Source organism: Fibrobacter sp. UBA4309 (genome assembly GCF_002395745.1).
Lineage (GTDB): Bacteria > Fibrobacterota > Fibrobacteria > Fibrobacterales > Fibrobacteraceae > Fibrobacter.
Genome location: NZ_DGUN01000066.1, coordinates 1 through 24424, shown reverse-complemented (window position 1 = coordinate 24424; position 24424 = coordinate 1). Strand labels below are relative to the sequence as shown.

The 24424-nt window shown below is 54.5% G+C and carries 17 protein-coding genes, 3 tRNA genes and 1 pseudogene; 11 read left to right on the top strand and 10 right to left on the bottom strand.

Annotation, left to right across the window (positions count from 1 at the left end):
- Both dnaK and dnaJ read left to right on the top strand, forming a co-directional pair.
- Positions 1-219, top strand: a pseudogene (gene dnaK, locus B3M32_RS09345) (molecular chaperone DnaK); the annotation flags it as partial.
- 232 nt (positions 220-451) lie between these two features.
- Positions 452-1594, top strand: a complete 1143-nt coding sequence (dnaJ, locus tag B3M32_RS09340) for a molecular chaperone DnaJ (protein WP_290745826.1) — start codon at positions 452-454, stop codon at positions 1592-1594.
- 177 nt (positions 1595-1771) lie between these two features.
- Here the strand turns inward: dnaJ and B3M32_RS09335 are convergent, their stop codons facing one another.
- From B3M32_RS09335 to B3M32_RS09315, 5 genes are all read right to left on the bottom strand, one after another.
- Positions 1772-2251 carry a hypothetical protein gene (locus B3M32_RS09335; RefSeq protein WP_290745823.1) on the bottom strand — a complete coding sequence of 160 codons (480 nt, stop codon included), beginning with the start codon at positions 2249-2251 and terminating at the stop codon, positions 1772-1774.
- A gap of 1 nt (position 2252) precedes the next feature.
- Entirely contained in the window at positions 2253-3296 is a 1044-nt protein-coding gene (locus B3M32_RS09330; RefSeq protein ID WP_290745820.1) for a DUF2156 domain-containing protein, read from the bottom strand.
- A gap of 78 nt (positions 3297-3374) precedes the next feature.
- On the bottom strand, positions 3375-4517 hold the full coding sequence (tgt, locus tag B3M32_RS09325) for a tRNA guanosine(34) transglycosylase Tgt (RefSeq protein ID WP_290745818.1): 1143 nt from the start codon (positions 4515-4517) through the stop codon (positions 3375-3377).
- Between the two features lie 15 nt (positions 4518-4532).
- A complete protein-coding gene (locus tag B3M32_RS09320) occupies positions 4533-5654 on the bottom strand; it encodes a radical SAM/SPASM domain-containing protein (protein ID WP_290745814.1) in 1122 nt (373 codons plus the stop codon).
- Positions 5655-5660: 6 nt separating this feature from the next.
- A complete protein-coding gene (locus B3M32_RS09315) occupies positions 5661-6224 on the bottom strand; it encodes a hypothetical protein (RefSeq protein WP_290745812.1) in 564 nt (187 codons plus the stop codon).
- Between the two features lie 673 nt (positions 6225-6897).
- On the opposite strand from B3M32_RS09315, the gene B3M32_RS09310 reads away from it, so the two are divergent.
- Positions 6898-8283 (top strand): TrpB-like pyridoxal phosphate-dependent enzyme, encoded by a 1386-nt coding sequence (locus B3M32_RS09310; protein WP_290745809.1) that lies wholly within the window; start codon positions 6898-6900, stop codon positions 8281-8283.
- Between the two features lie 93 nt (positions 8284-8376).
- On the opposite strand, the gene B3M32_RS09305 is transcribed toward B3M32_RS09310, so the two are convergent.
- The 4 genes from B3M32_RS09305 to B3M32_RS09290 all read right to left on the bottom strand — a co-directional run bounded on the left by B3M32_RS09305 (position 8377) and on the right by B3M32_RS09290 (position 16543).
- On the bottom strand, positions 8377-10599 hold the full coding sequence (locus B3M32_RS09305; RefSeq protein WP_290745806.1) for a DUF6055 domain-containing protein: 2223 nt from the start codon (positions 10597-10599) through the stop codon (positions 8377-8379).
- Between the two features lie 131 nt (positions 10600-10730).
- Positions 10731-11645 carry a hypothetical protein gene (locus B3M32_RS09300; protein WP_290745803.1) on the bottom strand — a complete coding sequence of 305 codons (915 nt, stop codon included), beginning with the start codon at positions 11643-11645 and terminating at the stop codon, positions 10731-10733.
- A 56-nt stretch (positions 11646-11701) separates the two neighbouring features.
- Positions 11702-15130, bottom strand: coding sequence for an MFS transporter (locus tag B3M32_RS09295; RefSeq protein WP_290745800.1), 3429 nt, complete (start codon positions 15128-15130; stop codon positions 11702-11704).
- Between the two features lie 57 nt (positions 15131-15187).
- On the bottom strand, positions 15188-16543 hold the full coding sequence (locus tag B3M32_RS09290; protein WP_290745797.1) for an aminopeptidase P family protein: 1356 nt from the start codon (positions 16541-16543) through the stop codon (positions 15188-15190).
- A gap of 101 nt (positions 16544-16644) precedes the next feature.
- Between B3M32_RS09290 and B3M32_RS09285 the strand changes: the two genes are divergently transcribed.
- The 8 genes from B3M32_RS09285 to B3M32_RS09250 all read left to right on the top strand — a co-directional run bounded on the left by B3M32_RS09285 (position 16645) and on the right by B3M32_RS09250 (position 24001).
- Positions 16645-16956 (top strand): hypothetical protein, encoded by a 312-nt coding sequence (locus tag B3M32_RS09285; protein WP_290745794.1) that lies wholly within the window; start codon positions 16645-16647, stop codon positions 16954-16956.
- A 3-nt stretch (positions 16957-16959) separates the two neighbouring features.
- Positions 16960-17910: a PhoH family protein gene (locus tag B3M32_RS09280; RefSeq protein ID WP_290745791.1), complete on the top strand. Its 951-nt coding sequence runs from the start codon at positions 16960-16962 to the stop codon at positions 17908-17910.
- Positions 17907-20180 (top strand): HD family phosphohydrolase, encoded by a 2274-nt coding sequence (locus B3M32_RS09275; protein WP_290745788.1) that lies wholly within the window; start codon positions 17907-17909, stop codon positions 20178-20180. The genes B3M32_RS09280 and B3M32_RS09275 overlap by 4 nt, the downstream gene beginning before the upstream one ends.
- Positions 20181-20272: 92 nt before the next feature.
- The gene (locus B3M32_RS09270) at positions 20273-20464 is read left to right on the top strand and encodes a hypothetical protein (RefSeq protein ID WP_290745785.1); all 192 of its coding nucleotides are present in this window, start codon (positions 20273-20275) and stop codon (positions 20462-20464) included.
- Between the two features lie 6 nt (positions 20465-20470).
- Positions 20471-20545 (top strand) — tRNA-Val (locus tag B3M32_RS09265).
- A gap of 23 nt (positions 20546-20568) precedes the next feature.
- Positions 20569-20644: transfer RNA gene (locus B3M32_RS09260), tRNA-Asp, on the top strand.
- 107 nt (positions 20645-20751) lie between these two features.
- Positions 20752-23832, top strand: a complete 3081-nt coding sequence (locus B3M32_RS09255; protein WP_290745783.1) for an FISUMP domain-containing protein — start codon at positions 20752-20754, stop codon at positions 23830-23832.
- 93 nt (positions 23833-23925) lie between these two features.
- Positions 23926-24001, top strand: a tRNA-Asp gene (locus B3M32_RS09250).
- Positions 24002-24183: 182 nt separating this feature from the next.
- On the opposite strand, the gene B3M32_RS09245 is transcribed toward B3M32_RS09250, so the two are convergent.
- Positions 24184-24424: His/Gly/Thr/Pro-type tRNA ligase C-terminal domain-containing protein (locus B3M32_RS09245; protein ID WP_290745779.1), on the bottom strand; the 241-nt coding region annotated here is incomplete at its 5' end.

Below are 24424 nucleotides of genomic sequence, written 5' to 3'. Positions count from 1 at the left end.
CAGGCTGCTATCGACGACATCAAGGCCAAGAAGGACAACGGCACCAAGGAAGAGATCAAGGCCGCTATGGACAAGCTCCAGGGCATGATCAGCTCCATGGGCCAGGCCGCCGGTGCAAACCAGGCCCAGCCGGGTCCGCAGCCGGGTGCTTCTGAACAGCCGAAGAACGACAAGAAGGGCGACGGTCCGGAAGTCGTCGACGCGGAAGTGGTTGACTAAGACGAAAGAACGCAAAGCCTCTAATGAGGCTTTGCTATAGACGAAAGACGAAAGATTGCGCCCGTATGGCAAAAAATTTCGTTTCTCGTCTATTCTTTTATTTTATAGGATGTATTTGTTTGATGCGAAAAGCCACGAAAAATGAATGGACCGAAGAAAATTTGAAGTTTTCAAATGAAAACTCTTTCGTCTATCGTCTTTCGTCTTTCGTCTAATTTGCCCGGAGGGCAAAATGGCTGAAAAAAGAGATTATTACGAAGTTCTAGGCGTCGGCAAGGACGCGAGTGCTGACGAGATCAAGCACGCGTACAAGAAGCTTGCCATCAAGTACCACCCGGACAAGAACCCGGGCGACAAGGAAGCCGAAGAGAAGTTCAAGGAGGCTGCCGAGGCCTACGACGTGCTCAGCAACCCCGAGAAGCGTAAGCAGTATGACCAGTTCGGCTTTAACGCCCCCGGTGGCGGCTTTGGTGGCGGCGGATTCAGTGGCGCTGGTTTCGACCTTAACGACATTTTCTCACAGTTCGGCGATATTTTCGGTGGCGGGTTCGGCTTTGGTGGCGGTGGCCGCAGGAGTTCCCGCAAGGCCGGGCCTCCCCGCGGAAACGACTTGCAGATCAAGGTGGCACTCAGCTACAAGGAAATCTTCGAGGGTTGCACCAAGAAGGTTCGCCTGAAACGCTACACGCCGTGTACGGAATGTAACGGCAAGGGCGGCCAGGACATCAAGGAATGCAGCACCTGCCATGGAACGGGTCGTGTACGCCGCTCTACAGGCGGATTTTTCCAGATGATTACCGAGAGCGCCTGCCCCACCTGTAACGGTACGGGTGAAGTTATCGCGAAACCGTGTAGCAACTGCCATGGCGAGGGCCGCGTGCAGGAAACCGAAGAGATTTCCATCAAGATTCCGGCGGGCGTTGCCGAGGGCCAGTACCTGAACCTGCGTGGCGAAGGCAACTGCGGTCCTCGCGGCGGTGCCTGCGGCGACTTGCTGGCTGTGATTGCCGAAAAGCCCGACGACTTCTACACCCGCGAAGGCGACGATTTGCACTGCGAAATCAAGGTTCCGGTCCACAAGCTGGTGCTTGGCGGAACGCAGCGCATCCCGACGCTGGACGGTGGCGAAGTGCAGATCAAGATTGCGGCCGGCACTCAAGCCGGGAGCATCTTGCGCCTGCGCGAACAGGGCCTTTACCCGCTGAACAAGCGCGGCGACCGTGGAAGCCTCTACGTGAACATCGGCGTGGATATCCCGAAGGACCTTAGCCGCGAAGAGAAGGAACTCTACCAGAAACTCGCGGAACTCAGGCACGACAAGGAAACCGCGCAGGAAGAGAGCTTCCTCGAGAAGATGAAGAATCTGTTCAAATAGACGAAAGAACGCTCACTTCGTTCGCTATAGACGAAAGACGAAAGATGGGTCTCTGACGCGTCATCCTGAGCCCATTCGGCAAGCTCAGGGTAAACTCCGGGCAAAGCCCGTAGTCGAAGGATCTCAGAAATTCTCCCGAGCAGCAAAGCCCGGGATTTTTTGCTTTATGGGTTTTCGTTAAAGAATTATCGGGAATCCTTCGCGGTATTCCTTGATGATTTCCGGGTGCAATTTGGCGTATTCGAAAATCTTTTGCGCGAGGCCGTCCTGCACGAGATCCACGAGGGCCTTGCTCGGGAGCGCGCCGATGCTCGGGCATGTGGGCGTGAGCGCGATGACGAGTCGTCCTTTTTTATTCATGATGCGGAGCGGCCAGATGGAACAGTCAAAGGGTTTGTCTTCGGGCTTTAAAATGCAGCCTTTGTGCGGGTCCAAAAAGGTGCAGGGAACTTCTTCTTCGGGGTCATCGGTTTTGTAGCCGCCAAGGACAATTTGACCGTCGCGGAACTCCCCCACCACGCCGTATTCGTTGGGTTTGCTGAGCTTTTCAACGACTTCGGGCGGGAACAGCGGCGTTTCCCAGAGACTCTGCCTGCGGAAGGAGCAGCAGAACTTGCAGGCGGCGCAGGAGAATTTTGATAAAATCTTGGAAAGCATATTATGCAGGGAGATCCCCGCCTTCGCGGGGATGACAATAAAGGTCGCGGGCTTGACACGTGGCGTGCATTTTGTCGAGAATCGTTTGCGGGTAGTATGAGAGTTTGGCCTTGCGGAGGCCTTCGATGTTGATGTCCTCTTCGCGGTTGATGAATTTTGCTCCGGCAACCACGAGGCGTTCAGCGAAAAGCTTGTTTATAATCGCGTATCCGCCATTCACCGCATATTCGTCGATGACTTTTTCGAAGTGTATATCCCATGCACCGGGAGCTATTTCGGAAGCCATCGTCATGCCGACGGGCTTGCCTTCGACATAGAGCACTGCGCCATTCATGCCGAGTTCATCGAAATGCTCAATCGCCTCGCGGATAGCGCAGTATTCCGAGAGTCTGGATTTTTCATCTTCGGAGCGTTCCGCCCAGGCGGCTTCGCGACATTCACAGGTGCATTCACAGTCGGAATCGCCGGATTCGCCTAAAGATTCCACTTTGAGCCAGCTCTTTTCGACCGCAAGCGCGTCATCAAAGTTCGAAGGCGTAAGCGGGCGGATTTCATAGTCTAAGTAAGTCCTATTGAAACGCGAGATATGGTTGCGCTTTTTCTTGTACTGGTTTCCGGCCAAGGAGGCAAGACTTTCGGCGGAATAAATGTAGTCGCTGTCGCCGCGATTTTCAGAAAAAAAGAAGGTCGGTTCTGCGCCGTTCGCCCCGGCGCTTGCAAAATATTCCCGCAAGATTTGTGCTCGCGGCTCATCCACCAGGCAGAATTCCAGCGAACGGCCCGATTTGCGGGCATCTTCGGCAATCAACTTCAAGGAAGCCTGCGGCTCCCCTGTCCCTAGCGGAAAAGCATAGCCCCGGCGACTCCCCTGCCCATTGTAATAGCGGAAGAGGAACCCGTCTTGCATGGCAATCTGTGTGCCATACTTTTGGCGGAGCAGGAAAATGTTCGCGAAACTTGCGTCACTGCCGGTATAGCCCGAGTCGGCCACGGTATTTGCCACCGCCACCCGGTCAGAAAGCTCTGGAGCCTTAAACTCTATCATCTTCCAGAAAATACAATTTTTCCTGGCGCAAGGAACTAATTTTTTGCACCTTATGAATACACCCGTAAACAGGAACTTTTATTTCGCGTCGCGCTGGAGTTGCGGAATAATTTCGGCAGACCAGTCCTCGAAATCGCCCGCCTCGATATGGTCGCGGGCCTGCTGCATCAGGTGCAAATAGAAATGCAGGTTGTGGATGGTCGAAAGCGTCCAGCCGAGTGGTTCCTTGCTCTTGAATAGGTGGCGCACGTAGGCGCGGGTGTAATTGCGGCAGCAGTAGCAGTCACATTCCGGGTCGAGCGGCGCATCATGCTGGTGTGCGAACTTGGCGTTCTTGTAGCGGAGCACTCCCCTGCTGGTGTACACAAGGCCGTCCTGGGCGTTTTTCGCGGGCAAAATACAGTCGAACATGTCGACCCCGCAGGCAATAAGCGAAAGCAGATTCCAGGGAGTGCCCACCCCCATCACGTAGCGGGCGCGGTCTTCGGGCAAGTAGTCGGTGCAAAAATCCGCAATCTCGTACATGGTTTCTACGGGTTCGCCTACGGAAAGGCCACCCATCGCATAGCCGTCGGGAGCGAGTTCCTTGAGCGCCTCGATGGATTTTTTGCGGAGTTCCTTGTGCATGCCGCCCTGCACAATCCCGAAAAAGAATTGCGGGTAGCCGTGGAGTGGCGGGTTCTTTTTGAGCCATTCCATGGCGCGGCGGGTCCATTTGAGCGTCAGGTCCAGCGAGTGCGAAGCCTCTTCGATGGTGCTCGGGTAAGGCGTGCATTCGTCAAAAGCCATGATGATATCGGCGCCGATTTCGCGCTGGGCCTGCATCACGGATTCGGGCGTGAACTTGTGGCGGCTGCCGTCGAGCAGGCTCCTGAATTCCACGCCGTCTTCGGTAATGTGGCGAAAATCCTTGAGGCTCCAGACCTGGAAACCGCCGCTGTCGGTAAGCATGGGGCCGTTCCAGCCCATGAACTTTTGCACGCCGCCCGCTTCGGCAATGAGCTTGGTGCCCGGGCGCAGGTACAGGTGATACGTATTCGCCAAAATGATCTGCGCCTGCATTTCGCGCAAGTCCCGCGACGAGAGCCCCTTCACGCTGGCAAGTGTCCCCACCGGCATAAAAATCGGTGTTTCCACCACGCCATGCGCCGTATGTAGGCGGCCACGGCGCGACTTGCTGTGCTCGCTTGTCTTTATGAGTTCGAAGGGGTTCTGGTTCACGGGCTAAAAAATAGCTTATTCGCTCACGGCGTCGTCACAGATGGCGGCGAGCATGCGCTCGTGCGTGCAGACTTCGGGCGAAACGCCATGGACGGAACCCGTGGAGTAGAACGACGTGCAGGCGCATTCGTGCCCGTGGCAGCGGAAACGGATGGCGCACCCCTTGCAATCCTCCTTGTCGCGGTCGAAAAAGTCCCTGATATCGCGTGCGACGGGCCCGTCAAAGATGCTTGCGGGCTCGTCGAAAACGTTTCCCAGTATGTACGGGGCGTCGGGCTTGCTGCTTATGAAGCGCGTACATGGGAAAAGATTCCCGTTCGCGGCGCAGGCGACGATTCCCGCGGCCACATGGCAGCTGGTGGTGCGGTGGCGTTGTCCCGTCAGCCGGAACTTGAGCTTGTCCTGGATGGTACCGAGGTAAAACTTGACTTCGTTGCGCCGCAGTTCAATCCAGAATTTCGCAAGTTTCTCGTATTCGGCGGCAAGCACGTCGAATTCCTCGCCTGTCCATTGGCCGTCGAAATCTACGGAGGTCGTCATGTTCAGAAATCCTCGCGCCTGCACCCAGCGCACCGCTTCGGAGAGCGTGCGCATGTTCTCGCGAGTCACCACCGAGAGCACGACCGTGTCTAGTTGCAATAGCGCCGGGATATGCGGCTCGATAAGCTTGAAACTCCCTTCACCGCCTACCTGCCTGCGGCAGATGTTGTGATGGTGTTCCGGACCGTCCAGCGAAAGGAATATTCGAAAATTCTCGCGCTTGAGGTAATCGATGATATCGCTGTCGAGAAGGGTCCCGTTCGTATTGACGGCGAATCGGAGCCGGAATATGTCCGGAGGAGTACTGTCCGGGCATATCCCGCTCTCAAATTTTTCACCGAACTTTTCACGTACGACCGCTTTCGCGAATTCGACACCCCGGTAAATCGAATCCATGCGGAGCAGCGGTTCCCCGCCGAAAAACGTGATGTTGAGAAACCTCTGGCCGAGTTCGAGCGTCCTGTTGAAGGCAAGCCGGATGGCCGCCTCCATGACGTCGTCCGACATCACCAGGGAACGGGCTTCGTGGCTGACCTTGTAATAGCAGTAGGTGCAGCGCAGGTTGCAGCGTTCCGTGAGCGATAGGACGAGGTTCATTGTGCCCTACAGGTCGGGGTCCCAAACGTCACCGCCGAGCGGTTCGGGAAATTTTTCGGACGAACTGGCAGGAACTTCCGCCGAGGAGCTGGACGTAATCTCCTTTTGCGAGCTCATCGGGAGAATCCCGCTCGTGATGATTTCGGGAGGCATGGACGAACTGCTGGGAGTCTCAGAAGAACTGCTCGAAGGCACGTACGTATCGCTTGACGAATGGGGCATGCCGGAAGTCCGCGAACTGGACCTGGGCGGCACAACCGAGGAGCTGGATTCCATGGGCGGAATGAGTTCGCCGGAGGTGATTTCCAGGGAATCTATCTTTACCGAAGAAGAGGATTGTTCCGTAACCGAGGAACTTGATTCGGCACCGGGGTCAGCCACATCGCCACTCGTATGCCCTGGATCCTTGGGGCTCATACGCGGTTCTTCGATGCCATTGGCCGAAACGCCGTCGGTTTCGCATGCCGAAAGCGAAACAAGTGCAGAAATGCCGAGGACTGCGGCAAGTCCGGTCTTTGTCGCCGCCGACCATTCGCGGTTCTTTTCAACCTTGCATTTCTTGATGTTCATAATTCGTTCCTCCTTTTCCGTTAATATAGATTAAACGGGAAGCCCCGGGAATACCCGGGGCCAATCTTGCAATATTGCGTGACAAAGAACGCTAAAAAAGGCCGCTTTATTAGGCGGCCCGCCCAGTTAGGCATCCGTTTTCTTATGAGAGCTCACTTTTTTGGGGGCTCGGTGGACCCTGGGGCGCTTGTTGCCCGGGTGCAGCGGCATAATTTTGGCCGTTGCCGAAAGCGAATGATCGATGAGGGATTCCCCGACGGGGGAAAACTGCCCGGAAAGGAGGTTGTCGTGTATAGCCATAAATCGTACCTGTGAATGCGAAAATGGAAAAAGCTGTTATTTCGGAGAATTGATTTATTCAAGATAATCAATTTTTCAAAAAATGCAAACTGACAAAAGCATTTTTTTTTAGAAAAAAAGGGCCTGTAATCCAATTTTTTACGTTTCTTTATTGCCATGGCACCATTTTTTAGGTATATTTCGGCACATGAAATTCGTAGCAAGCATCAACTTCTGGTGGTGGCAGGCCCAATAATCGGAGCCTGGTATTTTTGGTACGGTTTTCAAAAAGAAGCAGGCTCCTCAAAGGGAGCCAATTTTTTTGCAAAAAACTTTGGAAACCCGGCAAAGAACCTGAAACTGACGCAAACTACAACAAAGAAAGGAAAAGACAATGAGAAATTCGCTCAAGCTCGACGGCCCGGTCAAGACTTACCTCGACGAAAACGAACTCCCCAAGGCATGGTACAACGTCCGTGCCGACATGAAGAAGAAGCCCGCTCCGCTGCTGAACCCCGGCACCGGCAAGCCCGTGACCTTCGAAGACCTGCAGCCCGTGTTCTGCGATGAACTCATCAAGCAGGAACTCGACAACGACACCCGCTTCTTCGAAATTCCCGAAGACATCCTGACTTTCTACAAGATGTACCGCCCCTCCCCGCTCGTCCGCGCCTACTTCCTGGAACAGGCGCTCGGCACTCCGGCACACATCTACTACAAGTTCGAAGGCAACAACACCTCGGGCTCCCACAAGCTGAACTCCGCCATCGCTCAGGCATACTACGCCAAGAAGCAGGGCCTCAAGGGCGTGACCACCGAAACGGGTGCCGGCCAGTGGGGCACGGCCCTTTCGATGTCCACCGCCTTCTTCGGACTGGACTGCCAGGTCTACATGGTGAAGGTCTCCTATGAGCAGAAGCCGTTCCGCCGCGAAGTCATGCGCACCTACGGTGCTAGCGTCACCCCGTCGCCTTCCATGACGACCGACATCGGCAAGAAGATCAACGCCGAATTCCCGGGCACCACGGGTAGCCTTGGCTGCGCCATTTCTGAAGCCGTGGAAGCCGCCGTGAAGCAGCCGGGTTACCGCTACGTTCTCGGTTCCGTGCTGAACCAGGTGCTCCTCCACCAGTCTGTCATCGGTCTCGAAACCAAGGCCGCCCTCGACAAGCTCGGCGTGAAGGCCGACCTCATCATCGGTTGCGCCGGCGGTGGTTCTAACCTCGGTGGTCTCGTGAGCCCGTTCGTCGGCGAAAAGCTCCGTGGCGAAGCTGACTACGATATTCTCGCTGTGGAACCGGCAAGTTGCCCGAGCTTCACTCGCGGTAAGTACGCCTACGATTTCTGCGATACCGGCAAGGTCTGCCCGCTCGCCAAGATGTACACGCTCGGTTCCAGCTTCATCCCGTCTGCCAACCACGCCGGCGGCCTGCGCTACCACGGCATGAGCACCATCCTTTCTGAACTCTACGACCAGAAGGTGATTCGTGCAACGTCCGTCGAGCAGACGAAGGTGTTCGAAGCCGCCAAGCTCTTCGCCCAGACCGAAGGCATCCTCCCGGCTCCGGAATCCAGCCACGCCATCCGCGCGACGATCGACGAAGCACTCAAGTGCAAGGAATCCGGAGAGGCGAAGAACATCGTGTTCGGCCTCACCGGCACGGGCTACTTCGACATGGTCGCCTACCAGAAGTTCAACGACGGCGAAATGAGCGACTACATCCCGACGGATGAAGACATCGCCAAGAGCCTCGCCCAGCTTCCGAAGGTAGAAGGCTAGTACCCATTTGTCATCCCCGCGAAGGCGGGGATCTCCTAGAACTTAAAACGCCCCGGATTTGAATCCGGGGCTTTTCTTATTGCGGGGAATTCCTTAGTTCTTTCTGCCCGTCACACGGTAGCGGTACTCGCGTCCGTTTTTCTTGTAGCGGATAAACACTGCCTGTTCCTTTTTGTCGAAGAACAGCTTGGGAGCGCTTGTGCCAAGAGAACGCACTTGCGGCAAGAGCCCAATATCCGTTGTGCCGCTGTCTAAATCCGTAGAATCGTCTGCGACCGCATACCATACGGCCTTATCCAGGCTTGCGGTCGCATCGGTCGGCGGAGTCGTAAGGTTTGCGCCGTAGTTTGCGTTGTTCAACATGCCGTCATCGACCATGCCGTAGAAAACGCCCTTCGAGAGTTCCTTGGTGAAGTTGTTCTCGAGGTCGCCGCGCAATTGTGCCGTGCCGGAGAGCTTTTTGTCGGCGACTGCCCACATCACGCCATAGACCTGTGCATCGTCCGTCACCGTCGTATTCACGATAATCGAGAGCGCGCCGACTTTCGCCTTGCCGGTAATGCTTCCGCTCACGAGCCAGGCGTCTTCTTCCAGGACGGCATCGTCGCCGATGGTACCTGCGGTTACAAGCGCGCGTCCGCGGACTACGGCATTTCCGCTAATGGTTCCGCCGTCTACGACCGCGAAATCTTCAATTCTAGCTTTTCCGCTAATGGTGCCGCCGTTCACGACCGCATCGGGGCCTACGTACACGGAGGCGTCCACTTTCGCCTTGTTGCTCACGAGGCCGCCGCCGTTACTGTGCTTGGTGTAACCATTTGCATTTGCGGGCTTCCAGAAATCCTTGTTGTAGCCCTCGGGAGCGCCATTCACGACCTCGATCATGTACGGGTAACGATAAATGCTGTAGTAGAACTGGTCCCAGAGAATCGTCTGCATCTCGGTGGGTGTTGCGGTAACAGCAAGCCACAATGCCTTGTCGCTATCCTTCGTCTCGATTTCAAGGTTGAATCCGGTTCCATGCTTCATCTCGCTGTAACGGGGCGTTCCGTCCGCGCCCTCCGCGACTAGCCCGACGGTCCAACCCGAGGCCGGGTCCGGCAGTTTGTCGGGCGCGTAATTGCACCAGTTGTATGATTTTCCCATGTAGCGGTCGGTGTTGTCGCCAAAGCATTTATACCCGCTCACAGTCGGCTTGTCCTGCACAATGCCGCGGAACTTGACTGTCACCTTCCCCGCCTTTTCGGGGTAGATGCGCACCAGGTTGTAGCCCCAGCGCTGCGGTGCCCAGTAGGAGGGCGAAATGTATTGTTCCGGGCATTCCTCTTCTACACCTTCCCTCGGAGCCTGATCCGGACACGGAATCTTGTTCAGCATGGTCACGCGCGTATGCCTGCGGTAATTGTCTCCCCAGCTGGCGTCACGACGCGTCTTGAATTCATAATCGCCCCAGGACTTCTTGTACAAAGTCTTTTTCGCGGGCGCATACTCGAGCGTCGCGTTCTTCATCGCGAACTTGCCGAACTGCTGGTTCAAGCTATCGAGCGACCAGCCGTAAACCATCATCATCGCGGTAAACGGCGTCTGTTCCATGCGGCCGTCTTCCCCGTCGCGAATCGATTCCATCCAAATTCGGTTCACCTCGTGTGCGCCCTTGTTGCCGCCGCCGAATTCTTCCTTGAGGTGTTCCAGGAATTGCCAGTTGCAGTAGCGGTCGCGTGTGGAACCATAATACAAGTACGGGTAATTGATGAGGTATTCGGCGCAGTGGGCGTCGTTCGGATTGTACTGGTGGGCCATCCAGTTCGCATGGCTTTCGGCGAACCAGCCCGAATGGCTATTATTACCCATCCAGCCCGCAACTCCTTGCAGGCCATGTGCGAACTCATGCGACGTACCCCAGTAATCTTTGAGCGAGCCCACGCCAATCCACATTCCGGGGCCGAATTCATTGTTCATGCCCTTCACGTAATCCTGACCGCCGTAAAGCGCCGCCATCACGGAATTGTCGAACACGTAGATGTTGCTCTTGAGCTTTTTATCCGGGCTTTTCGGGAAAGGCAGCATCCAGCCGAGCGAATCAATATAGAAGGAATAGACCTTCTCGAGCGACTGTAGCACGCCCTGCGCATCCGAATTCGGAATGGACACGTTGTTTGCCTGGCCGTCGTCTGTCGTCGGCTTCTTGCAAACTTCAAAGTGATCCGATTCCGCAATCAGCGTAAAGCCGTTACTGGCACACTGGTTTACCCATTCAATAGCGGCGGCATTCATACCGGCTGCCGCAAGTAAAACGGCTAAAAAAACCTTTTTCATAATAATCTCCCACAATCCAAACAACACCCAAAACGGGCATCGTTCTAAATATAAACCGAGTTTAATGAAAAAGGTCCACTAAAATATAAAAAGCGTTGTCTGACGATGAGTGCCTTGCAACACGCTTTAAATTAGGGCTTTTCGGGCTTTTGCGGCACTCCGTTTCGGCCGACGTTCTTGAATTCTATCGAGAGCTTTACGCAGGCGGTATCCTTGGGGAGCATGCGGAAGAACGTGATTTCCTTTTCGAAAAAGCCCTTTGTGTTGGAGTGGACACTCCATTTGCTTCCGGCAGGGCAATTCGCGAAAGGAGCCCTGGATTCGGCACTAAAGCGGGTTCCCTTGAGCCTGTAGATAAAATAATCCGTGACTACGGAGTCGGACATTTGCAAGGCTTTTGCATTTCCGAGCGCCTTGTTCTTGGAAAAATAGGCCTTTTGGGCGGCTATGTAATCGCCAGCCTGGGCATTGAGTTCCGCAAAAGCCTCGGTTACGGAATTTTCGGCCGAGCTCTGTTGGCAAGTGCGGATAGCGAAAACGGCAACGACAATTGCGAGGATTACAGCAAACGGGACGGCGAGTTTCTTGAGCGGGACGTTCCCTACCCTATCGAGGACTTCGCGGATGTTGGCGCCGGAATCTTCAACGACTTCTCCGGACTGCCACTTGAGCAGCTTGAGTGCCACGAGCACGTGGACGAACTGACGCGGCAAGGCCAAGCCGATAACGGCGATGACCAAAAGGACAATCGCGACCACCATGAATACCGTCAAGGCGCTTTCGGCAGACGGAAGCAAACCCTGAACCTCTTTAAGGAGCGAAAGAAGCTGCTTGTCCTCGGCAAAGTTCTGCGAGGCGAATCGGCCCGTAAAGTTGTTGTATCGCGCAAGCCCGAGCTTGACGCCGTCGGATGCCATCACGAGCACGGCAGAAAGCAGGCGTTCCAAGAAAAGGAACACCATACCCACAAGCGCTATCACGCAGGCAATCAGCCGTGCCGTCCTTACCGGAGTCAATCCCGTATTTTTCGCATTATCAATCATCAACTGTCAACCATCAACAATTAATCATCAATCATCAATTATCAATCATCAATTATCAATTATTTTATCCCCGCCAGTTCCTTCGCAATTTTCTTCGCGGTCGTGAAGTCCGCCTTGCCCGTCCCGAGCTTAGGCACCTTCTCCACGGCATACGCAGCCGCCGGAAGCATGATCGGCGGGAATCCGCTTGCGCGCAGTTCCGAAAGCACGTCCTTCGGGTCCTTATCACCCTGGTAAAGGAGTACAATCTTCTCGCCCTTCGCGGAATCCGGAATAGAGGTCACCACGTAGTCGCACCCTTCGAGCACCGGCGTATCCTGAATCTTCTTTTCCACGGCACCGAGGCTCACCATCTCGCCACCGAGCTTGGCAAATCGGCTGTAGCGGTCCACAATCGTGAGGAAGCCGTCCTCGTCGAGGAAGCCCTTGTCACCCGTACGGTAGTAGCGCTTGCCGTTGACCATCGTAATCACGCTCTTGGTGCGTTCTTCGTCCTTGAGGTAGCCCACCATGACCTGGCAGCCACCGATGAGGATCATGCCCGCCTCGCCTGTCGGCAGCGCCTCGTTCGTATCGGGATCCACGATCAGGAACTGCGAGCCTGGGAGCGCCATGCCCACGGTACCCGGCTTGTTGTTCACCTGCATGGTCATGTAGTCGCTGTGCAGGTTGTTCTCGGTATTGATACTTGCCACCGGGGCCGTTTCGGTACAGCCGTAGCCCTCGTAGATTTCCTTGCCGAACTTAAGACGGAACGCAGTCGCGAGTTCGGGGCGCAAGGCCTCGGCACCGGCGATAATCAGGCGCACGTACTTGAGCGCCATCGGATGCACGTAGCGGCTAATCGTAAACGCACGCAAGAACGTCGGGGTCGCCACGAAGGCCGAAACACGGAATTGTGCACAGACGCGTGCCATCGTCTTCACGTCGGTCGGGTCGGCCACCGTCACGATGGGGCATCCTTCCGTAAGGTTCAAGAGAGTCGTCACCGTAAGGCCGAAGCTGTGGAACAGCGGGAGTTCCGAAAGCATCACGTCGGCGCGGGTCACGTTGAAAATACAAGCCAGCTGCTGGATGTTGCCCATGAGGTTCCTGTGGCTCAGCATCACGCCCTTCGGGGTACCTTCGGAGCCCGAACTGAACATTATGGCCGCGATATCGTCGAGTTTCACTCGCTTGCGGAAGCAGAACTTGATAAGCCAGCACGGCATCAACACGCAGAATACAAGGAAGAATGCGATTTTTGCCTTCGGGATGACCTTCATGAAGTCTTCGGCATAGAACAGGCGCAGGTTCTCGCCCGCAATCTTCGAGTAGTCGTTACCGCGGCCCTTGAGTTTTTCAATAAACTGGCGGCTTGTAATTACGGATTTCACGTCGGCGCGCGAGGCGCAGTATTTTACGTTGTCTACAGACGAAGTGTAGTTCAGGTTCACGTTCGTCTTGCCCAAAAGCCATAGCGCCAAGTTCACGATGACCCCGGCCGGGCTCGGCGGAAGCATGATGCCCACGTTCTTCTCGTCGGGGCCGAGAATCTTCTTCAGGTGCCTGCTGAACGCGATGACGGCACCCATCAGCTTGTAGCCGGAGAAGTGGCCTCCATCGGGGTTATAGATGGCGGGGCCGTTCTTCACGTATTTCTTGTAGGTGCGAATCCAGCTATCGCCGACAGGCTTCACGAACGAGACGGCGTAGTTCCAGGCGTCAATGGAAATCTTCCTGATAATCGTGCGGACGTCGTTTGCCGGCGTGTTCGCCGGAATCACTTCGCCGAAGGCGACCGTGACAGCTCGATCGGAAGAAGCGCCGAACATGTTGGAATCGCTATAGCTGAAGTTCGAGCCCCAGAGTCCCTGGATGTAGAACGGAACAATGACGGCATCCGTGCCCTCGACGGCCTTGGAATAGTCAATGCTGAACGGTTCAACGTGCGGAGAGCGTGAAACCTCCCCTGTCGGGAAAATAGCGACCGCATGGCCTCCGAGCAGCTGCTGGTGGATGCGTTCCATAGCATCTTCGGGGTGGCGGTTGTCGATACGGATGATGCCCAGGCGTTTCAGGATGGCGCGGAAGTACCACTTTTCGAAGTGGTCCTTGTTACTGGCGATACAGAGCGGACGCGGGCAGGCCATCTGCACCATGGCCCAGTCGATAAAGCTGTGATGGTTGCCGACTAAGAGAACCGGGCCGTCGTTCGGGATGTTGCCCACGTTGAGCACGCGAATCTTGTAACGGCTGAAGACGAGACGCAGCAGCGAGCGGACTAGCGCCTGTGGAAGGTTCAAGATAGACCAGTAGAATACGCCGATAGATATGATCGCGAGGCCGACGAAATAGACCTGCGGACGCACGGATGCGTAACGGACAAGGCTAGAATAGATAAATAGGAAGACGACCAGCACCAACGCCTGAATCATATTCGCGAGCGCAATGACCCAACCGGAATTGTTTGGACGCGTGTTGTACTGTAAAAGGGCGTTCACCGGGACAAGCACCATGCCGCCGAAAATTCCGACCGCCGTATAGAGAATAGCCAGGGCTACAGGATGAACCATAGCCGGAATCAGGAACATGCTGAGGGAAGCGCCAATCATGCCGAGCGGGACAAATCCCGTTTCGATAAAGTCCCTGGAATTGTGCGCCGCGATAATGGAACCCACCATGAGGCCTGCCACGGCGAAAGCGAGGTAATTCTGCAGGGTGTTGACGGTCTGAGATCCCGAGAGGTCCTGGAACACGAGAGCGAACACCTGGGCCATGGCCCAGAACATCGAAAGGGCAATGATGGCGGCACGGAGCGTGCGGTGACGCCAGCCGAAACTCAGGCGACGACGCGCGACAGAGAACTTGACCTTGCGGTCTTCGTAGCGGACCTTGGGAATGAGGAAGCTGGAGATGGTGCCGAGCACGCTTACGCCGGTCAGAATCCACGGGATGACGACGGACTTCTCGATGATGACGCCCACCGCCTCGTAACGGACAAGCGCATTCAGGTCGATGAGGTTCACGCCCACGATGGCAAGCCAGCTGGAAGCAATGATGCCTATCAGCGAAAAAATCTGGAGGAAGGCGTTTGCGTAGCTCAGGTTGCGGACCCCGAACATCTCGCGGATAATGGCGTACTTGGCCGCACTATGGATGGCAAAGCCCGAAGAAAGCCCAATGGAAAGCCAGAACGCTACACGCGGGCAATGGCAAGTAACAAGGATGGCCTGCGCAATGACGAAAGCCGTCATGAACAGCGAGGACCATGCCAGCACCTTGTTTTTCGAGAATCGATTCGAGAAAAACCCGGCGGGCCAGATCATCAGCACGTAAGGCGCGATGAAGAATATCTGGAGCATGAATGTCTGCCAGGTCTGGCCGGTACTGACACCGGAAAAAGAACCTGACAAAATTTTCTGGGCGTAGATGAACACACCCATCTGGACAAACACCGTCGCGAGAATCGATAAGAAGTACCGGACGGAACCTTTAACTTTCCACATGAGAAGCCCTTGTCATAAAGACTACTTCAAAGATTTTGTGGAAATTTAGAAATATCCTTACATCAATTTCTCTATATCGGCGATTTCCTTGGGGATATTCCTTGAAATGTTCTCAAAACCGGCCCTGGTGATGAGCAGGTCGTCCTCGATGCGGATGCCAATCTTCTCGCGATAGCGCTTGCCGCCTATCGTGGCCTCGAATTCGCCATAAAGCCCCGGTTCGCACGAAATGAGCATTCCGGGTTCAAGGACCGTGTCGAGCGAACGGGTCCCCGCCTCGCCCTCGTGAATCTGCTCGCCGATAAAGTGGCTGACTCCATGGGGACGTCTGTCGTATATTAGTTTGTGTGTACCCTTGACGCCATGGACCAAGCGGGATTCAAGTTCCGCCATAATAAAATCCCACGGGACTTGCCCGATTTCCTTGAGGCTTACGCCGGGGCGGACGTATTTCTGGTATTCCCTGCCCGCATCGAGCACGATCTGGTAGAGCAGCGCCTGGAGCGGGCTGAATTTGCCGCTCACGGGAATCGTACGCGAGATGTCGCTGTGGAGGGTGCCGAACCGCACGCCAAAGTCCAGAAGTACAAGGCTCCCTCCACGGAGCGGTTCGTCGTTCTTTACGTAATGCAGGCAGCAGGCGTTCTCGCCACCGGCGCAGATGGTCGGGAACGCGAGGTCGCCGTCGCTCCGGCGCTGCATCTCGTAGTTCAAGAAGAGGGCGACTTCGCGTTCGTTCCTGAATTCCTTCATTCGTGAAAGCATTGCGCAGAAAGCGTCGCCGGTGATGCGCTGCGCCGTGCGGGCTTCACCTATGCGTTCGGCTCCGAGCACCAGGCGGTCGGCAAAGTGCATCTTGGAGCAGCTGCGGACACCGAGGCCGAACTTGGCAATCCTTTGGGCGAACTTTACCTTGAACTTCATGTTGTGGTCGCCCTTGAATTTTTCGAAGTAGAAAGCGTAGGCGTATTTGGGGGCCTTGCCCATGCCGGCGTATTTCTTGGCCAGGGAATCGACAAAGTCCCAGAATTCGCTTACAGGCCTCACGTCACGGATTCCGGTAATTTCGGCGGCATCGCAGCCCTTTTTCAGAAAACCGAGGCGCTTGCCGACCCAGAATTCCTTGAACGGATCCTTTTCCGGGATAAAAAGTGTCTCTTTCTTGGCCACCGGGTCGAGCACCAGGTAGCAGCCCGCCTGGTTTACGCCGGTCAGGTACAAGAAGGCGGGTTCCTGGACCATTTTCGTCCAAGTTTGTACAAAAGCCTCCTCGCATCCGGGGTTTACCGTCATCCCGGCCAAAACACAGAACGAATCCAGTTTTCTCAAAAAATCACGGCGTCTTTTAGCATAAATTGCCTTCGAATCATATTTTTTTGACGAAATAAACACCTGGGAATATGCCTGAACCATTTTTTTTTGCTTTTGCATCGGGATTTTTTACCTTTTTTAACATTTTTTGAGAATAACTATATATATTTTAGCCATCAAAGACTAGAATGGAGTTCAAAATAATGTCTCTTTTAAAGAACTGGAAGCTTATCCTCGCAACTCTTAGCGTTGCCCTTTTCACTGCTTGCGCCGGCTCTTCGGGTGGTAGCGACGACTACTCTTCTGACGACGGTACGGAATATTCCGGCGGCGGCTCCAAGAGCTCTGCTCCCAAGGAACATATCGATGAAGACAAGCTGAAGAAGACCGAAAAGGAAGCTATGGACATCACCGAAGAAAACCACAAGCTCCGCAAGGAAATCTTTGAAGCCAAGAACAAGCTTGGCATCCCGGTCGACCGTCCTACCGACGACGCCCCGGCTACAGCTGAATAATGAATGAGTGAATTAACTCGCTATTCCATATCTGATAACCTGAAACGCATAGTTTCCGGTGAACGCGAAACGGTTTTCCGACTTTTGGAGAGCCGTTTTTGTGTTGAAATACAGACCAGGCTCCCAGGATTACACATCAAGCCGCTGAAAGACGCCGATGTCGAGGGCGTCATGGCCGTACTGGACCAGCTCAAGATGGCCGCACGCAACGGGGAAATCCTGACAGCTAAAGAGGTAGAGCGCTTTATCGGCAACAAGGACCGCGATTTTGACGAGGCCATTCCCGAAACGCCCATATTCCGCAACCGATTCGGCATGTCCGTAGCTGCGAAGACTCCCGCACAGGCCGAACTGGTGAAGGCGGTCGAGAAAAACGACGTGATTTTCGCCAAGGGGCCGGCAGGGACCGGCAAGACTTTCCTGGCCGTGACGCTCGCGGTAGCAAGCCTGGAACGCCACGAGGCGGAACGCATCTGCCTTGTCAGGCCCGCAGTGGAAGCCGGAGAATCCCTGGGATTCTTGCCCGGAGACCTCAAGGAAAAGATCGCCCCGTACCTGCGCCCCATCCACGACAGCCTTTCTGAACTGCTGCCCGCCGAGAAGCTCCGCCGCTACGAGGAGACCGGTGCCATCGAGGTCGCTCCCCTCGCCTACATGCGCGGACGTACCCTCAAGCGCGCCTTTATTATCCTGGACGAGGCGCAAAACACCACAATCGCACAGATGAAGATGTTCCTCACGCGTCTCGGGCCACACAGTAAAGCTATCATTACCGGTGATACGAGCCAGGTAGACCTTGCCAAGGGGCAGATTTCGGGTCTGGAACACGCCATGAAGATCTTGAAAGGGATTCGCGGCATCGCCGAAGTGGAATTTACCGCCACCGACGTGCTCCGCCACCACCTGGTCAAGGATATTTTGCTTGCCTACGAGCAGAAGGACAAGAAAAAATGAAGAAGAAGCAGAAGAAAATCCACCTCTTTATCGGCTGGCTCATCGTCGCGGCCATAGCGATCGCGCTGTTCCCGGACAAGAATATAGCCCTGCAGGCCGACCATCCGCATCTTGGCCAGCTGAGTACCCGTACTATCATTTCCCCGATCAACTTCGACATCCCGAAGTCTAAGCAGGAAATCGAGACGGAACGCGCCCGTGCCGCCGAAAAGGTGAGCGCCATCTTCGAATTCAACTCCGACGAAACGAACCGCATCAGCGACGACCTGAAGCAGTACCTGCACAAGCTCGGCCAGTACGGCGGGCTGCAATCCCAGATAAGCGGAGCCTACCAGTCCGACGACGTGGACAGCACCGTGCAGCGCAAGGTGACACAGGCTTCGCGCCTTTACGACGGTCTCAAGCAGAGACTTTCTATCACGGCCATCAAGCCGCTGAGCCAGAATTCCAGGGCCCGTGACTCCGTGTTTGCGGCATTCAGCAGGATGCTCGAGAAAGGTATATCGAACACGCTTGTCGCCAAGACCGAAACCGAAGTCCAGCTGTTCATCAACAACTACAATATCCAGAACGTCAAGTCGCTCATCTACAACAAGCCGACCGTATCCATTATCCGCGACAACGAAGAGAATACACTCGAGGCCAGCGAGATCCAGCCCCTCCAGCGCCGTATCGACGAGGCCTTCAGCCAGCTCCAGAGCGCCTTCCCCACGGAACAGGCCCTGCAGAGTGCCTTCTACGAAGTCCTCTACGTTTTCGCATCGCCCAACGTATTCTACCTCGAAAAAGAAACCGAAGCCCGCAAGCAGGAAGCCCGCAACAAGGTTACGCTCATCAAGGGCATGGTGCCCCGCGGCATGGAAATCGTGACCCAGGGAGCCCCGGTGACCAAGGACATCCTCGAAAAGATCGAGGCGCTGCAGCAGGCCCAGCAGAAAGAAGAGAATTCCCGCACGCTGACCGCCCCCTACGGACAGGCGCTGGTGTTCTTCGTCATCATCTCCCTGCTGTTCATCTACTTCATGTTCTCCCAGGCGACAAAGACGCTCAAGTCCGCACGCCAGCTTTGGAGCCTCGTGGCGCTCGCTGCCCTGCAGCTCCTGGCCTACTGGGGTGTCCACTACTTTACCGGCTACATCAGCAAGGCGGAATCCAACCTGATTCCCGAAGCGATCGACCTGATGTGGATTTATCCATTTGCGCTCACCCCCATACTCGCTACGGTCCTTTACGATAGCCGGTTCGGCATCGCGTTCTCCGTGTTCTCGTCCGTCATTTTCGGCGTGTTGAACGGTTACGACCTCGCCGCCATGGTGATGGTCCTCGGCATCACGCTCATTCTCACCCATCCGCTTATCCGCATCCGCTACCGCGTGCAGTTCGTGTGGAGCATCATTGCGGGAATTGTCGGCCTGGCAGGAGCTATATGCATCATGTTCCTGTTGCGTAACCGCATGGGACTCGAACCGTTCTACATGACCATGATTGCCGGAAGCATCAATATCGTGGTCTGTTCCGCAATCGCCTCGGTACTGTTCATCCACCTGATTGAAAGAGTCTTCGGCATCACGACTGTGCTCACGCTCATGGAGATGTCCGACTTCAACCGCCCGGCGCTCAAGAGAATCTCGGAACTCGCCCCCGGCACGTTCCACCACAGCATCCAGGTGTCGAACCTGGCCGAGAAGGTGGCCGACAGCATCGGAGCCAATTCCCTGCTGGTGCGCGTCATGGCGCTCTACCACGATATCGGCAAGACGATGCGTCCCGAATACTTTACCGAGAACCAGAAACAGGGCGTGAACCCGCACAACAACCTGGATCCCTTCCAGTCCGCCAAGATCATTGTCGGCCACGTGGAGCAGGGTGCGGTTCTCGCGAAGGACTACAAGATTCCGGACCTCGTCGCATCGGGCATCACGGAACACCACGGCACCACGCTCATCCAGTATTTCTACGTGAAGGCGCAAGAAGTCTCCGACCAGGTGAACGAGGCGGATTTCCGCTACAACGGTCCCAAGCCGCAGAGCAAGGAAACGGCAATTCTCATGCTGGCCGACATCATCGAGGCGACAAGCCGATCCATGGCCGACCAGAGCGCGGAAGCCCTCGCCGACATGATCCACAAGACCATCCAGGGCCGCTTCAACGAGGGGCAGTTCAGCGAGTGCGACCTTTCCATCCGCGAACTCTTCAAGCTCGAGAAAGCATTCCTCCACAGCCTCGACGGCACGTACCACACCCGCGTGAAGTACCCCGGACAGAGGTAGAATCTCCAATTTTTCGTCAAAAAACGCCAAAAATCGGTTGACAACCGCTGTAATCTTTGTATATTTGGCGAGTAATCTTAAGGACGACGTAAATGTTGAATAAAAAGAATATCATTCTTGTTGCAATCGGCGTTTTACTGCTCGTTATCGGCTTCATCTGCCTCGCCTCCGGCCCCGCAGACAATCCGGTAAGCCTTACGGTTGCACCCCTTATCCTGGTTCTGGCCTACGTCGTGATCATTCCCCTCGGAATCCTTTTCGGCGGCAAGAAGCAGGACAAGTAAAAATCCGGGCGATTAGCTCAGTTGGTTCAGAGCGTCTGCCTTACAAGCAGAATGTCAGCGGTTCGAATCCGTTATCGCCCACTACCGAGAATCGGAAACGATTTGGGGTGGTAGCTCAATTTTGGTTAGAGCACCGGCCTGTCACGCCGGAGGTTGCGAGTTCAAGCCTCGTCTATCCCGCGAAAGAACCTTCCAACGAAGGTTCTTTTTCTTTTTTGCCGATATTTATATATCTTTGGAGTAATACAGCGTGTGTATGCGCAAATCCCCAAAAAAGGAAATTCATTATGAAACAATGGATTAAAGTCTGCGCATTTTTCTTCGCCATATCGCTAGTCGCCTGCGGTAGCGACGACGATGACGACATGTTCGGCATGAAGCAGATGGCCGACGAATTCGAGGATATGGCCAATTCCGGCAATTCCGGAGATTTCTTCGGTTCGTCGAATTCCAAGAACAAGAATTCCTCTTCTTCGGGATCGAACCTCTCTTCGGAAGAAGAAGAGGAAACCGTCAATATTCCCAAGATCGTCGTGGAAACCCATTACGACAGCACTCGCAAGGTGACTATCGGTACCGGCAAGCACAACGACGCGCTCATCAACTATAGCTACAGGACCGTCCAGGTCGGCCATACCATATGGCTTGCCGAAAACGTCCGCCGCGATGCCCGCACGGCCATGTGCTACAACGACAAAGACAGCAAGTGCGAAACCTACGGCATGCTCTACCAGAGTGCGAGCGGCCTGTGCCCCGCCGATTTCAGGCTCCCCCGTCTCGAGGAATGGCAGGAACTCATCAAGACCATCGGCAGCGTGAACAGCCTAATGTCCAAGACGCTGTGGGGCGATGACGGCGAATCCGGCGGCAAGGACGAAATCGGCTTTACGATGCTCCCCGGCGGAATCTGCACCAAGGGCAAATGCAGCGGTCTCGGGACCGAGGCGAACTTCTTTACCGAAAAAGGCGATGTCAGGGGCTACGTGACGTTCAAGTACGGCAAGGACAGCCTGGAATGGCATACCATCAACAACGATGACGACACCCACCTTTCTATCCGATGCGTACAGCCGGCCACGACATTCCAGAAAGAAACCGAAATCGGTAAAACCTGCGAGCCCAAATCCGAAGTCGACGTTATCGAAGGCAAGAGGCATTTCAAGTGTTCCGTCGATAGCGTCTGGCAGCAGGTGCTGGATTCCATCCCCTCTTCTTGTTCCTCGAAGGACGAAGACAGGCGCTACGTGATATCGAACAGCGAATACCTCTGCATCTCCGGCAAAATCAGGCAACTCACAGAAATCGAAGAGACGATTGGCAGGTGCCAGGCCAAGAACGAAGGCGATACGGCCTCCTTCAAGAGCACGCTGTACGCCTGCAGGTCGGGCGAATGGACGGTAATGAAGGTCGAGGACGTCTACGGCGCATGCACCAGCACAATGGATCCCACCAAAATTGTCACGTTTAATAACGTTGAACTCCGGTGCAAGGGTGGAAAATGGGCATCTCTCTTGAACGTCGAAAAGTTGCGCGGATTCTGCACTAGCGCAATGGAAGGCGATACGGTCGTCGTTCGTGACACGACTTATATGCCTAGCGTAATGGGAGGCAACATTCCGTATTACGAAACTGTAGCCTACAAGTGTACTAGTGGTGATTGGAAAAAATGCTCAACTGGGGAGGACTTTTTTGGCGAATGTACCGCACAGCGTCAGGGCAAAGTCGATTCCTTCCCCAATTTTGTAATTCCGCAAACGAGTCATTTACGTATTTGCGACAACGGCGAATGGCGAATCCCGGCCGGAATCGAATTAAGGCAAGGCTTCTGTATCAAGAACCGACAAGATGAACTCGTAAAGGATTCTTCCAAGTTCTATGTTTGCACTAACGGTGCATGGACCGAGGCTACCTTAGACAATTTCCCCATTCCTTGCGATGAAGCCCACGAAGACAGCGTATACACAATCAGTTCCAAGAAGATTTATTGCGATGTCAACCAAGACAAATGGCGCACGCCAACCGGAATTGAACAGAACAATGGATTATGCACCAAGTCCAAAGAAGGCAAAACGGCTATGTCCGGTACAAAGTCGTTCTACCTGTGCACTAACCGAAGCTGGGTCGCAATCGACTCCATGCGGTATTATCTTGGAGAATGCACCCCTACCAGCAAGAACTACAGGACCGTAAAGACACACAAGAGCAAGGACTACTACTGCAATGGCGAAAAGTGGGTCGTTGCAGTTCTAGACGATATTTTAGGTGAATGTACTTATGCTAACGAAAGGGACACGGTCCGCTACAAGGACTCCCTGTATATTTGCAAACAACGTAAGTGGCAAAAGGCAACACAATACAATGTTCTTGGTTCTTGCGATGTAAACAATAAAGGCGAAATCGATTATAATTTCATGAATCACACCAATTATGTATGCGATTCCTATGCATGGGATATTGCAGACATGAACGACATTGAAACTTGTACAGCATCCAAGTATGGCGTTGTCAAAAAAATGCCGAACGATGACAACCGCGAATTCGTTTGCTCCGATTATCATTATTCCGCCGGTCAGGAAATGGACCGCTGGCGGCAACTTACCGCTCTTGACTCCACTCTTGGAGCCTGTTCTCCCGCAAATCATGCCGAAGTCAAGAAAGCCGGCAATACAATGCAAATCTGCTGGAACAACGAGTCATTGTACAGCTACCATACATGGGTTCAAGCTTCTAAAGGCGAGGCAATAAATTATAGCTGCGCCACTGCAGCCAGCGGTACAAAAATTCGTTATGCGACACAGAACACCATCTGTGACGGCAATGGCGGATGGACCGTAGAAACCGGGACTGTAAACATTGGGGGCGTTACGCACAAGTCCGTCGAGTTCGCCGGCATGACCATACTCGCCGAAAACGTGAAAACATCAACATTCTCTTCCAAATGCTTTGAAGGCAACAATAACCAGTCTTGTACCCACGGGCGCCTGTACACCTATGCGGAAGCCTCAACAATCTGCCCCACCGGTTGGCATCTTTTGGATTCAGCCGAATACAAGACTATTTACGACACGGCATACTACTATTCCGGACATCTGTACAGCATGGAAGTCTATTCAAGGGAGGCGGGAGCGTGGCAATCGTACTCGGCGCCACATTATGACGTATACGGGATAAATATCTTCGGTACAGGCTATTGCTCGGCAACGGGGAATTGCGAAATGAACATGCGCGAAGCCTATATCTGGTTAGCGTGCTCCAGCGAGACGGGCTCAACCTGCAGAGCGCGCAAGTTTACCGACCAGCGAGAAAATACTGTTGTTTCCATGGACAAAGGCAGTTATCTCGGCGTCAGGTGCGTCAAGGACAAATAATCGATTTTTTGAAAATATTGTCAAAAAAAGCGAAAAAAAGCCTTATTCTCCCTTGACATAACACAAACCATTTTATATATTTGGGCTACCACTGGGGTGGTAGCTCAATTTTGGTTAGAGCACCGGCCTGTCACGCCGGAGGTTGCGAGTTCAAGCCTCGTCTATCCCGCGATAAAGCCCTCTCGAAAGAGAGGGCTTTTCGTTTATATTTAACACTTACAAAAAAAAAGAACCCGTTTCCGGGTTCCTTTTTAGACGAGAGATAAAATCAAGTACACGATGCGCGAAGCGCCATTATAAATCTTTCGTCTCTCGTCTGTAGGCCCGCAAGGGCCGTTCTTTCGTCTAACCTTAGCAGCCGAGCTTGGCGGACAGGTAAGCTTCGAGTTCGTCGATCTTCACCAGTTCCTGCTTCATGGAGTCGCGTTCGCGGACCGTCACGAAGCCGAGCTTTGCCGGGTCGGATTCACCCTCGCCCACCGTATCGAAGTCGACGGTCACGCAGAACGGCGTGCCGAGTTCGTCCTGACGGCGGTAGCGCTTACCGATGGACTGCGTTTCATCGTATTCCACGTTCCAGCGGTTGAGGAGC

What these genes read in the sequence shown, in the direction of transcription:
- B3M32_RS09330 (WP_290745820.1), bottom strand. Translation starts at nt 3,296, where the DNA reads ATGATAGAGTTTAAGGCTCCAGAGCTTTCTGACCGGGTGGCGGTGGCA.
- B3M32_RS09290 (WP_290745797.1), bottom strand. Translation starts at nt 16,543, where the DNA reads ATGGTTCAGGCATATTCCCAGGTGTTTATTTCGTCAAAAAAATATGAT.
- B3M32_RS09270 (WP_290745785.1), top strand. Translation starts at nt 20,273, where the DNA reads ATGTTGAATAAAAAGAATATCATTCTTGTTGCAATCGGCGTTTTACTG.
- B3M32_RS09255 (WP_290745783.1), top strand. Translation starts at nt 20,752, where the DNA reads ATGAAACAATGGATTAAAGTCTGCGCATTTTTCTTCGCCATATCGCTA.
- B3M32_RS09315 (WP_290745812.1), bottom strand. Translation starts at nt 6,224, where the DNA reads ATGAACATCAAGAAATGCAAGGTTGAAAAGAACCGCGAATGGTCGGCG.
- B3M32_RS09335 (WP_290745823.1), bottom strand. Translation starts at nt 2,251, where the DNA reads ATGCTTTCCAAGATTTTATCAAAATTCTCCTGCGCCGCCTGCAAGTTC.
- B3M32_RS09280 (WP_290745791.1), top strand. Translation starts at nt 16,960, where the DNA reads ATGAGTGAATTAACTCGCTATTCCATATCTGATAACCTGAAACGCATA.
- B3M32_RS09310 (WP_290745809.1), top strand. Translation starts at nt 6,898, where the DNA reads ATGAGAAATTCGCTCAAGCTCGACGGCCCGGTCAAGACTTACCTCGAC.
- B3M32_RS09305 (WP_290745806.1), bottom strand. Translation starts at nt 10,599, where the DNA reads ATGAAAAAGGTTTTTTTAGCCGTTTTACTTGCGGCAGCCGGTATGAAT.
- B3M32_RS09275 (WP_290745788.1), top strand. Translation starts at nt 17,907, where the DNA reads ATGAAGAAGAAGCAGAAGAAAATCCACCTCTTTATCGGCTGGCTCATC.
- B3M32_RS09295 (WP_290745800.1), bottom strand. Translation starts at nt 15,130, where the DNA reads ATGTGGAAAGTTAAAGGTTCCGTCCGGTACTTCTTATCGATTCTCGCG.
- dnaJ (WP_290745826.1), top strand. Translation starts at nt 452, where the DNA reads ATGGCTGAAAAAAGAGATTATTACGAAGTTCTAGGCGTCGGCAAGGAC.
- B3M32_RS09285 (WP_290745794.1), top strand. Translation starts at nt 16,645, where the DNA reads ATGTCTCTTTTAAAGAACTGGAAGCTTATCCTCGCAACTCTTAGCGTT.
- B3M32_RS09320 (WP_290745814.1), bottom strand. Translation starts at nt 5,654, where the DNA reads ATGAACCTCGTCCTATCGCTCACGGAACGCTGCAACCTGCGCTGCACC.